The sequence below is a fragment of the Cyclobacterium xiamenense genome (genome assembly GCF_009467825.1).
In the GTDB taxonomy this organism is placed as follows: Bacteria; Bacteroidota; Bacteroidia; order Cytophagales; family Cyclobacteriaceae; genus Cyclobacterium; species Cyclobacterium xiamenense.
Map to the genome: position 1 here is coordinate 16,111 of NZ_WIOK01000012.1, position 10,965 is coordinate 27,075.

6 protein-coding genes are annotated in these 10,965 nt (G+C 51.0%); 2 read left to right on the forward strand and 4 right to left on the reverse strand.

Features of this window, described 5'->3' with window-relative positions; genetic code table 11:
- Positions 1-3: 3 nt before the first annotated feature.
- The 3 genes from GCU44_RS10890 to GCU44_RS10900 all read right to left on the reverse strand — a co-directional run bounded on the left by GCU44_RS10890 (position 4) and on the right by GCU44_RS10900 (position 7,001).
- Positions 4-2,109 carry a PVC-type heme-binding CxxCH protein gene (locus GCU44_RS10890; RefSeq protein ID WP_154856429.1) on the reverse strand — a complete coding sequence of 702 codons (2,106 nt, stop codon included), beginning with the start codon at positions 2,107-2,109 and terminating at the stop codon, positions 4-6.
- A gap of 124 nt (positions 2,110-2,233) precedes the next feature.
- The gene (locus GCU44_RS10895) at positions 2,234-4,660 is read right to left on the reverse strand and encodes an alpha/beta hydrolase family protein (RefSeq protein WP_241684909.1); all 2,427 of its coding nucleotides are present in this window, start codon (positions 4,658-4,660) and stop codon (positions 2,234-2,236) included.
- The gene (locus GCU44_RS10900; protein WP_154856430.1) at positions 4,653-7,001 is read right to left on the reverse strand and encodes an alpha/beta fold hydrolase; all 2,349 of its coding nucleotides are present in this window, start codon (positions 6,999-7,001) and stop codon (positions 4,653-4,655) included. Before GCU44_RS10900 ends, GCU44_RS10895 begins: the two co-directional genes overlap by 8 nt.
- A 335-nt stretch (positions 7,002-7,336) precedes the next feature.
- On the opposite strand from GCU44_RS10900, the gene GCU44_RS10905 reads away from it, so the two are divergent.
- Complete coding sequence (locus GCU44_RS10905; protein WP_154856431.1) at positions 7,337-9,559, forward strand: sodium-translocating pyrophosphatase; 2,223 nt, start codon at positions 7,337-7,339, stop codon at positions 9,557-9,559.
- Between the two features lie 212 nt (positions 9,560-9,771).
- Here GCU44_RS10905 and GCU44_RS10910 read toward each other — a convergent pair whose 3' ends face one another.
- A complete protein-coding gene (locus tag GCU44_RS10910) occupies positions 9,772-10,197 on the reverse strand; it encodes a hypothetical protein (protein WP_154856432.1) in 426 nt (141 codons plus the stop codon).
- A gap of 110 nt (positions 10,198-10,307) precedes the next feature.
- Here GCU44_RS10910 and GCU44_RS10915 point away from each other — a divergent pair, with 110 nt between their 5' ends.
- Positions 10,308-10,880, forward strand: coding sequence for a TlpA family protein disulfide reductase (locus GCU44_RS10915; RefSeq protein WP_092178226.1), 573 nt, complete (start codon positions 10,308-10,310; stop codon positions 10,878-10,880).
- Positions 10,881-10,965: the final 85 nt, after the last annotated feature.

Sequence of the window (10,965 nt, forward strand, 5' to 3'; positions counted from 1 at the left end):
TTTTCAGAGAAGTGCAACCAGGTCTTTCAATGGAAGATCGGAGGTGTTTGAAGCGGATTCCAATTGGGTTTTAAGGGAAGAAAGGGTATCGGAATGCCGGGAGGCGGACTTTTCCAGCCCTTTTTGCAACCCCGCCAATGCCACTCCCTGCCACTCGTCTTGCACGGTATCCGGTAAGGATGCAAGCAGGTCCATGTACGATTTGATGGATTCCTCTTCGCCTTTTGCCCCAAGGATATGCGCTACTTCATTGATATAGTCTTTTTTCCAACTTTCGGAATTCTCAAAAAAAGCGTGCTCTTTATCCAGAATGGCTAAGATTTCGGGTCCGGAACCGGCGTTTGAACTCAAAATGGCGGTGCGAAACCATTTGTTTTGGCCTTTTTCCACAAGCGAGGCCGCGAGGTTTTCCCGAACAAATGCATCCTCCTGATTTCCCAGACTTAAAATAGCTTGCAAGGCTACCATTTGGGAGGGGTCGGTGGTTTTTGCGGCAATTGCCCCTTGCAGCTCTGGATAGTCCTCGGCCAGGATTAGTGCGTTTTTTACCAGTCCCGGATGGTCGCTTTTCAAAGCACTTTCTACCATATGCTGCTCCAGGGCATTCATGGTTTGTAGTAAATACAGGGCTAGAACCCTGGATTGGGGCTGTTCTCCGGCCGCCAGCTCTTCCAGAAAAGGGATATATTCCTGCTTTGGTTCTTCCAAAATCTGGCGCTGTGCCGTACTTCTCCACCAGCCGTTTTGGTGGGCCAACTGTGCCACCAGTGTTTTGGCATCCATGGACGAAAAATCAATGGAATTGGCTGGTGTGGCAGCGGCACTTTTTGGCAAAATGCGGTAAATCCTCCCTTTGTCCGCTCCGTTCATAAAATCCATTTCTTCTTTCAGGTCATCCGGAATAGAGACGGGCGTTTCAATGTGTTGCCGGTAAAAATCCACAAGGTATAAATAGCCGTCCGGGCCCACGGTGAACCCCGCCGGACGGAACCAAGGGTCGGTAGAAGCGATAAATTCCCGATCTGACTCTTCACCTGCTCGCCGGGCGATCTGCGTAGGTGCATGTGCATCTGCCACCAACACATCCCGGTGGACGAGGTTTCCAGCCACGTCTCCTGTGAACAAATTGCCATAAAATCCTTCAGGAAAGGCCCCTCCATTGTATACCGTCCCTCCGGAAGCTCCGGTGAAATAATCTTCCGCATGTTCCACCCGGTCCAATTGCTGTTCCTGATATTGCTTGTTTCGCCGGTCCGTCCGCTCGGCTCTCCAGTAGGGCGGTGGTGTCATTTGAAACATTTCAAAATCATGGTCGGAGATGTTTTGGTTGACAGACATGCTGGACAGGTGCCCGTGACGCTCCAGGTACCTTCGGGGAATGGCCGCCTGTTGTACGTGCAGGGTGTTTTGGGTAAAGAACTTATTGCCCCAATCATCGAACGTCATCCCAAACTGGGCGGTGCCACTCTCCTTTTCAAATTTTTCTGTATCCAGGCGAAAGCGAAAATCGGCTCCTTGAAGGTTTAAAGGCTCGGCATCTGGGTTTTCGGTATAGGTCACCTCACTTCGCTGCCCGTTGTTTGCCGCATAGATCCAATTATCAATTCCCAGGCGCAGGTTGGTAATCTGTGCTTCGGAGTTGTTCTCAAAAAAGCCGGAAAAGATCGACTCTTTCTGGTCTGCTTTTCCATCCCCATCCAGATCCTTCATGTAATAGATATGGGGCGCTGCGGTTACCAATAACCCGCCCTTCCAGGGCATCAGGCTGGTCGCATCGGCAATCCCTTCCGCAAATACCGTAGAGGCATCGATGCGTCCGTCACCATCGGTGTCCATCAGTTTTTTGATCACCCCCTGCCCCTTTCCTGGTTCCGGTTTGTAGGGGTAATCCGGCATTTCCACCGCATAGGCGACGCCGTATTCATCAAACACCAGGTCCACCGGATCGTTGATATGCGGCTCTGCGGCGAATAGTTGCACCTCAAAATCTTCGTGAATCGCAAAGGTAGCCATGGAAGCATCGGGGCTGAGCGGTCCTGCGTACTTGCTGTCCTCGCATGCACCAAACGCTAGCAGCAATGTCAAAAGGGGAATGGTTGATCGTGTCATGAATTCGGTTCGTGTGTTCGTAGTGACTACAATATCCTATATAAATGCAAAAAATAAAATTATTTTCAGATCAAATAAGCAGACAACGTAACATTTTATGCAAGCGGAAAATAACGTGGATCGGTTACTCAAAAGCCAGCCTTCTAGTCGGGACAAAACCAAAATAATCGTCCAAAAACGCATACGCTTCCTTCCGTACGCCGGGAGGAAAATCATGTTCTGCATCGGGATAGCGGACCATAAGGCGTTCCGGAAACCCGAGCCAGGAATACACCGGCTGAACCGCTTTCATACCAGATTTTACGCCTTCTACATCGAAGTTACTGTCTCTTAGTGGCGCGTTGGTAAACACCGGGCGCGGAGCAATTGAGGCAATAATGTCTGTAAAATCAAAGGGCAGATTGGCATCCGGGAGTAGTTTTTTTATGGCGGGCATGTACCGTTCTTGCGCCCAGGGCCCAAGCTTGCCACCATATCGTTCTGTACCAGCCTCCCCAATGTCATAATAGGCAAAGGGAGTCCAGCCGCAACTGCTGACTACCGCCTGAATCCGTTCGTCATGGGCGGCGGCGAAAAGTGCATTGTGGCCACCCAACGAATGACCAATGACTCCAATTCGGTCTGGATCCACTTCCGGCATCTGACTCAAGACATCCACGCAACGCAGGTGATTCCATACACCCAGGAGCGTGCCGGAAGGAAATCCATCCGTGCTGAAATCGTGATCCGTTTGCTCCCCGAAGCTTGGGTAATCGGGTGCCATGACCACATATCCCCGCTCGGCCAGTTCCCTGGCTACGGCCCGATTGGCGAGTGGCCCCTGTCCGTCCACGATCTTTTTACCCAGTTCACCGGTGCTGTGAAGCGCCAGCATGGCCGGCCGGCGGCTGCTTTCGTGAGGAACGTACAGGTAGGCCGTGACCTGGTTGCGATCGTCCGAGGGGAAAGATACCTGGTAGCGGTTGAAGGTTTCGTCCTTCAGGGTATCCAGGTAGGTGAGGGTAGGTATCCCAAGGCCTTTTCTGGAGGGAAGGGTGCCCATAATTGCCGCGCGGTTGTTTTCCCAGCTGCGTTTTTTTTCTTCCCATTCGTCCAGGGTTGTGATCGGCCGGGCTGTTTCGTTTTGTAGCACGTAAGGGTTGTTTTGTCCATAGTCGGCCGGAGGATCCTGCAGCAATTTTCGGATGGCTTTCATCAAAATCGGTTCGGCTGCCGCGGTTACCGGGCTGACATTGATCTCGTATCCGTCTTCCGCATAGGCCGCTGCCGTACCGATGTAGAAAGGACCGTAATCGCCGTAGGCAGCCAGGGCCACAAAACGATCCGGCCGCTCTGCTTTTGCCGCCAATTGGTATTCCACAAAGAGTTCTCCAGGAAGGTGCAGGATCCGGGCATTGCCCAGGGAAAGGCGGCTAACCGAAATTTTCTTGCCTCGTTGCTGTCGGTGGTACCAGGCCAGTTTTTGCATGTTATTGGTAAGCCATCGGGCATTTTGTTGGTACATCTCCCGGGCAATTTTCGGGACGTTTTCGTTGGCTGGAAGCAACACGTCCTCGTGCGCCCAATGGACCGAAGTGGGTTCAATGGCTGTTTTAACGGTGGTTTTCCAGGCCTGTTCCATACCTGCCGCCAATCGTTCGGCCAATAGCTTTCGATTTATTTTTGCACCGTCATTGTACTTGCCAGCGGTTACGTTTGCCCCGGCTCCGTTGAAGTGTACGTGGAGGGCCTCCGGAACGGCTAGCTGCCTCAGGTACCGCGCAATTCCGGGGAAATCCGGATTGGCGATCCGTGTCAGGTAATAACTCTGTGGATGCACAGCGTAGTAACTGAGTACCGCCAGCGGCTGCTCTTCGTTCCAAAAACTAACCAACGATACCTCCGGGTCAATAAGTCCCTCCGGAAAATCCCTGATTTTTGGATCTTTGGTGGAAGAGGTTCGCGAGTACTGTATCTTCCCATCCGGTCCTTTGATGCGGCGATTGGAAGCGACCCGTTCAACGGTCGCTTTGCCAGTACCGATATGGGTCAGGGGCTGGGCAGTTTTTAGGCCTTTTTCGATGGCGTCGTCCAGTCTGTCCAAAAGAACCCGGTCAAAGGAACTATCAAATGCGTTGGCATCCAGTCCTGCAGATACCAGAAGGTTCTCGGCTCCCCAATCGCTGATCGGGGCATCGTGTTGATGCACCGTATGAACCGCCACGCGTGAGGGGAGGGTAGATGCAGCCCTTGCGAGCCTTGCTTTGAAGGCATCCTGGCTCTCGTTTCCGATTCCTATCCAATCTACTGCGCACAGGACGATGGGTAAACCACTCCCCATCAGTACGATTCCTCTGGCACGCAGGCCCAGGTCGTCGCTCTTTTCCATGGGATCGTAGGCAAGCAGACTCCCTACCGGAGGCGTGGCATCCACATCAAAAACAGCCAGGGAGAGGCCTTCGGTCGGAGGGGTGCCGGATTGCCGGCAATTACCGGGAAGGGTGAATGCAAGGCAAAAGAGGCCTGTAATCAGAAGGCAAATCGATGGGGTACGGAAGTTCATATTAGTCATTGGTTGATTGGCTTTTCTCGTGAATCCACCCGATCAGGTGCTGCTGGGAGGCGGTTCCAAAACGGTTAAATCCGGGGGGAACATACTGAGACGATTCCATCGGAAGCCCTCGTTTTTTTGCCAGCAATTCCAGCATTTCCATGGTTTGGCTAATGTCATGCAGGCTAGCATGGCGGTCCTGTTCCGGGCTGATGACGAGTAGGGGTCGGGGAAGAATGGCCGACAGGATTTCGGGAAAATCTACCGGGATAGCCGAAGGGCGATCGGCAAAAAAAACCCAATTCGGAACGAGACCATACAGGTGTGAATACGCTTTGATGCCCTCCATGGAGGCATCGGCGCTGCGTAAAGACGTAAAGGCAGATGCCACCGCAACACCAGCTACTCGATCATCCAGAGCGGCTGTAAACAAGGCAACCGTTCCGCCCAGGGCATATCCCGCGAGAAAGACTCGGTTGGCATCCAGCCCTTCCACTTGCTGGAGTGCCTGTATGGCGTCCCGTGTGTCTTTGACCATTTTGCCCATTTTGGACCAATGGGGATACCGCTCGTAAAAGGAAGCACCTTCCTCGATGCGGCTGCCGTATCCGAGCAAGTCCATGGTAAATACGGCCATTCCCTTGTCCAGGCATTCCCGGATAAACGGGTTCATCGCCTCATCAAACCCGGTATTAACGTACTTATGCAGGTAAATCACGACAGGAATGGCCTTTCCGGTAGCTTCCGGTTTCGTTAGGGGCAGGTACAAGGCGCCGTGTTGGTAGTCGCCCAGTGCATTGTAGGGTGCGATGTTTTGTCGTTTTCCATTGGCTACTTTCGGACGGTTGAGCAATAGGTCCATGTAGTCCGCATTGGTACTTAGCGCCTTGATGGGGGAGGCGTTCAGCCCTTCCGGCTCCCGGCCCAAGGTCCACTGGGTCCATTTTCTTACCTCTCCCTGCCAATCCTCCAAGGGTGTGCCCGCCGCGCCTGAACTTTCGTTCACAAGCGATTCTATTTGAAGGGGGCTGTCCGGCACGGTATCGGCTGGATTTTTGTCTTGTTTCCATGCATCAAAATCATAGGCATAGTACCGCTGGTTTTCCCAGGTCTTATCTGATCTGCCAAACTGGATATCCAGCCAGTCGACGTAACTTTCGATATCCCGTGCGGCGACGGCATGTTTTCCGTCCCGAAAGCGCAGGCTTACGTTTTCGGGGACACCAAGAAAGGTGTAGAGTTCTTTCAGGGAAACATAGGTTTGCTCAATAGCCCAGGGATCGCCGCCGCCGGCTTCCCGGATGGAAGAGCTAAGCAATAAAGAATTGGGGGCAATGAGGGCCATCAGGGAGTTTTGGTCAATGGGCAGTTTGTGCTCGCGTCCGTTGAAAAAACGCAGCCGCGGGTGGAACCACTGCGGACGGATGGAATTGAGGTAGTCAATGGATTCGTTCGCATGCCGTTCATCGGTAAAGCGGTAGGGGATCTCCCCACCGGTGCCCCCGCTGCTGCTGATGACGGCCCTGATTCGTGGGTCAAAAGCCGCCGCGAACAAGGATAGTTTTGCGTTTCGGGAATGCCCCGTCAACGCGATTTTTTCTCGATCCACCTGGGGTACGGTATAGAGATAGTCGACTGCCCGCTGGGCTGCCCAGGCGCGGGTCATCAGTGCCGACCAATCGTATTCCGGGTACACCTCCTGGTAATGGATGGACTCATCAAATACGTCTGCCCCAGCATAAATAACGCCCAGGTACCCTCTTCTCACGGCAATCTGCACCCAGCCTCTGTGGTTCCATTGACTCATTAAAACAGGGTGGGGCCCGGGTCCGGGAGGCAGAAAGACTTCCAGGGTCAGCCTAGCCTTTGGGTGATCGCCAAATTTGAGTACCACGGTCTGTACCCGGATGCGGCCTTCCATGTGTTCTTCGGTAATTTCTGCGGTCAGGTTTCTGGGAGGATCTGGAAAGGTACCGGAAAGCAACTCCTTTACCTGCCGGGCTATTTTTTCCCGTTTTTGCTCCCACTGGGACAGGGAGGTAATGCGGAACGGCTGCCCTGATTCGTAGTCGACCAGAAGTTCGGGGAGAAAGGGGATATCCGGCAGCGTGGAAAAATCAGGAGGGAGCTCTCCCGTGCGTTGTTGCCAGGCATCCCAGGTACTGTCTGTAAAACTGAGCCTTTCAAAGGAGGCAAATACGTTTCTTGCCCGTTCATGGGGTAGGGGGTGCGGACGGTTTTGTTCGCGAAGGTTGTTCAAATACGCTTTTCTTTTCAATGTGTCCTGGGATTGGGCGTTTCCCGAAGGGATGCTTAGGGAGAACAGACCTGTTTGAATAAAAATTACCAGGAGGAAAGCCATTTTTTGGCGGCGATTTTTCATAGCAGAGCAAGGGGGTGTCTTTCAAATTAGGCACTATTTTTTCACAAAACCCAAATCATATACCTTAAACGGTTAAAATTTCCCTTGAATAGAGAAGAGTACGGTTTTTTCACCAAATACCCACTCATACTGGTAGAAACCCAAGGTGATTTGGCTGAATTCCGGAAATAAACAAGAAAAGTAGCTAAAAAACAGGGTGAACAGCAGGTTTGAAGCGGTCCCTGCCATCTTTTACCAATTCTTTCTTGAAAGGATTAGGAATAATAATATCTTTGTCGAAATTAAAAAAAACATAGATTTCTTTAATAGCTGATATGGAACAATTATTTCTCTATTTGGTCCCTTTTTTGGGTATTGTTGGGCTAGTGGTAATGGCCATAAAATCTGCCTGGGTGACCAGACAACCTACCGGTGAAAAGAACATGGTCGAGCTGGCCGGATACATTGCCGACGGCGCAATGTCGTTTTTGAAGGCCGAATGGAAGGTAATGATTTATTTTGTTATAATTGCCGCCATCATTTTGGGCTGGTCCGGGACCCTTTTGGACAACTCCAGCCCCGTTATCGCTGTTTCCTTTATAATAGGAGCAGTACTTTCTGCATTTGCGGGCTACCTGGGAATGAAGATTGCTACCAAGTCCAACGTGCGAACCACCGAAGCCGCCAAGACCAGCCTGGCCAAGGCGCTGAACGTTTCGTTTACCGGAGGAACCGTTATGGGACTCGGTGTGGCAGGTCTTGCCGTGTTAGGGATGGGTGGTTTATTCATCGTCTTTTACAACATGTTTGTACTTTCAGCAGGAGGAGGCGTCAACGGTCACGAAATGGAAACGGCCCTGGAAGTATTGGCGGGCTTTTCGTTGGGAGCTGAATCCATCGCACTATTTGCGCGCGTTGGGGGAGGAATCTATACCAAAGCCGCCGATGTGGGGGCGGACCTGGTAGGGAAAGTGGAAGCGGGTATTCCGGAAGACGACGTTCGCAACCCGGCCACGATCGCAGATAATGTCGGTGATAATGTGGGCGATGTAGCGGGTATGGGTGCCGATCTTTTCGGGTCCTACGTGGCTACGATTCTTGCCTCCATGGTTTTGGGAAGGGAGATCGTCAGTGACGATAATTTTGGCGGTATTGCACCAATTTTGCTACCCTTGGTTATCGCCGGATTGGGATTGGTATTCTCTATTATAGGTACCTTTTTTGTGAAAATAAACTCCGAAACAGGCAACGTGCAGGCGGCGCTAAACCGGGGTAATTGGATTTCGATTCTACTCACCGTGGCGGCTTCGTTTTTTGTGATTCAGTACATGCTTCCCGAAGGCGATCTGGTCATGTCTCGTCTGAACTCCATTCCGTTTACCAAGATGGGAGTTTTCGGTGCCGTGTTCATCGGTCTGATTGTAGGAGCACTTATGAGTATCATTACCGAACACTACACAGCCATGGGCAAAGGTCCGGTTAACTCCATCATCCGTCAGTCTTCTACCGGACATGCGACAAATATCATCGGAGGTCTGGCAGTTGGGATGCAATCGACGGTCTTACCCATTCTGGTATTGGCTGGAGGGATTTTCACCTCCTATATGGCCGCAGGTCTTTATGGGGTAGCCATTGCAGCAGCGGGGATGATGGCTACCACGGCCATGCAACTTGCAATTGATGCATTTGGCCCAATCGCTGACAATGCAGGCGGGATCGCCGAAATGTCGGGTCTTCCAAAAGAAGTTCGGGAACGAACGGATATTTTGGATGCGGTAGGCAATACCACGGCTGCCACAGGAAAAGGTTTCGCGATCGCTTCTGCTGCCCTTACCGCACTAGCCCTATTTGCGGCGTATGTGGGCATATCCGGCATTTCCACCATAGACATTTACAAGGCAGACGTGTTGTCCGGCCTATTCGTGGGCGCCATGATCCCCTTTATTTTTTCCTCGCTTGCGATCGCAGCGGTGGGACGTGCCGCCATGGACATGGTCAATGAGGTGCGACGGCAGTTTAAAGAGATGCCCGGAATCATGGAATTCAAAACCAAACCGGATTACGAAAAATGCGTGGAAATTTCCACCAAGGCGTCGATTCGGGAAATGGTCGCACCCGGCGCCATTGCCCTGGTTTCGCCCATTATTGTAGGCTTTCTATTCGGTCACGAAGTATTGGGTGGCATGTTGGCCGGTGTGACCGTCTCGGGAGTTTTGATGGGTATCTTTCAAAACAATGCCGGCGGTGCCTGGGATAATGCGAAAAAATCCTTTGAAAAAGGTGTGGAAATAAATGGAGAAATGTACTACAAGGGTTCTGAACCGCACAAGGCATCGGTAACTGGAGACACGGTGGGCGATCCGTTCAAGGATACCTCCGGTCCCTCCATGAATATCCTGATCAAACTTACATCCATCGTGTCGATCGTTATTGCCCCCTTTATTCCCCTGGATAGTCCTTTGGGTATCTCGGATTCGGTCGGAACGGATGTGATTCCCAAGGTGGTACAGGTACAGCAGGAGCTTCCGGAGGTCATCGAAACCCTGGAGGTAAATTGATAGCACATCTGTAACGAACGTACGCTTTTGCCGGTTTTTAACCGGTACGAATGAAAATCCCCTCCGCTATTGCGCCGAAGGGGATTTTTTTTGGCGCATACACGCGGTTCGGTAACGTGCCTGTTGGACCCTTTTGTATCGATTTCTAGCAGAAAATGGTCGTGGAAGCATCGCTTCCTTCCTTATTTAAGGCCTGGCAAGCATCGGTTAGTTTATTCTTCTTTTCGAAACGTATAACGTAGACCCACCAACGCCCGAATCGCAAAAGTGTTTTCGTAGAATGGAGTCCCTTCCAGTAGCAAGGCAAACTGCCGGTGAGCCGCAATGGGCTTGAAACTGAACCCCAGGGGTAGACCTATTTTCCCATTGTCCAACTCGGAATACCCCAGCATCAGGCCGGCATGCAGGTTATACCAGGTAGTTTTTCTAAGGTTGTAATGCCCCAGGATTTCGGCACCCAAAAAAGGATTCACTTCCCCACCGGCGAGTAGGCGCGCTTCGGCAAAAAAGGACTTCTCCGGATCCGTTCCTGCGCCAATATGGCTAAGAATCCCTCCCTGATACAATCCCACATGTACCTGGGAAAAAGCGGTGGAAAAAAAGCCAAAAATAAAGAGGAAAGTAAGCGCCTGTTTCATAAGTGTTTTTTTTGCCAAAATTAATGAAATATTTCGTTTGAAGAAACTTTGTGTGAAAAGTCACCGTATGACGGTGGATAGAGGCTTACATTTGTTTAAAATTTTTGCATATGAACTGGAAAAAAGAAATAAAGAGTTGGGCAATCATGTTGGGTGTTTTTGCAACCTTGTATTTTACAGGACTGATAACACCCATCGTTGGAGGCGTCCAATCGTTGGTTCTGGCGACCGGATTGATCAAACCTAAGGTGTTGCTGGAAAACAAAACCAACGAGGCCTTTGATTTTAGCGGGCAGTTTCTCGATACAGACGGTGACCGGGTAGGGCTTTCTCAATACCGAGGCAAAACACTTTTTATCAACCTGTGGGCCACTTGGTGTCCTCCCTGTAGGGCCGAAATGCCACACATTTCCAACTTATACGAAAAACTCCAAGACAATGATTCCATTGCCTTTTTAATGATCGCACTGGACGATGATTTCACAAAAAGTAAAAAGTTTGTGGAGAAAAAGGGATTTTCATTTCCCATCATCCACGCAGCCTATGGCCTGAACCCCTCCCTCCAAAGTCAGGCGATTCCTACCACATTGGTGGTGAGCCCTCAAGGAGAAATTGTTTTCTATCAGGAGGGAATGAGTAATTTTGACAACCAGGAATTTCAGGATTTCCTGGAGGGATTATAGCAGGGATAGTTGGTAGGAAATCGTTTCCGGCAAGTCGTTATTTTTTTAAAAATTCAGTAGAGATACGCACGTATTTTCTTTGTCA

Bases quoted from the DNA above. Each gene is read 5' to 3' on its own strand.
- GCU44_RS10915 (WP_092178226.1), top strand. From the start codon at position 10,308: ATGAACTGGAAAAAAGAAATAAAGAGTTGGGCAATCATGTTGGGTGTT.
- GCU44_RS10910 (WP_154856432.1), bottom strand. From the start codon at position 10,197: ATGAAACAGGCGCTTACTTTCCTCTTTATTTTTGGCTTTTTTTCCACC.
- GCU44_RS10905 (WP_154856431.1), top strand. From the start codon at position 7,337: ATGGAACAATTATTTCTCTATTTGGTCCCTTTTTTGGGTATTGTTGGG.
- GCU44_RS10890 (WP_154856429.1), bottom strand. From the start codon at position 2,109: ATGACACGATCAACCATTCCCCTTTTGACATTGCTGCTAGCGTTTGGT.
- GCU44_RS10895 (WP_241684909.1), bottom strand. From the start codon at position 4,660: ATGACTAATATGAACTTCCGTACCCCATCGATTTGCCTTCTGATTACA.
- GCU44_RS10900 (WP_154856430.1), bottom strand. From the start codon at position 7,001: ATGGCTTTCCTCCTGGTAATTTTTATTCAAACAGGTCTGTTCTCCCTA.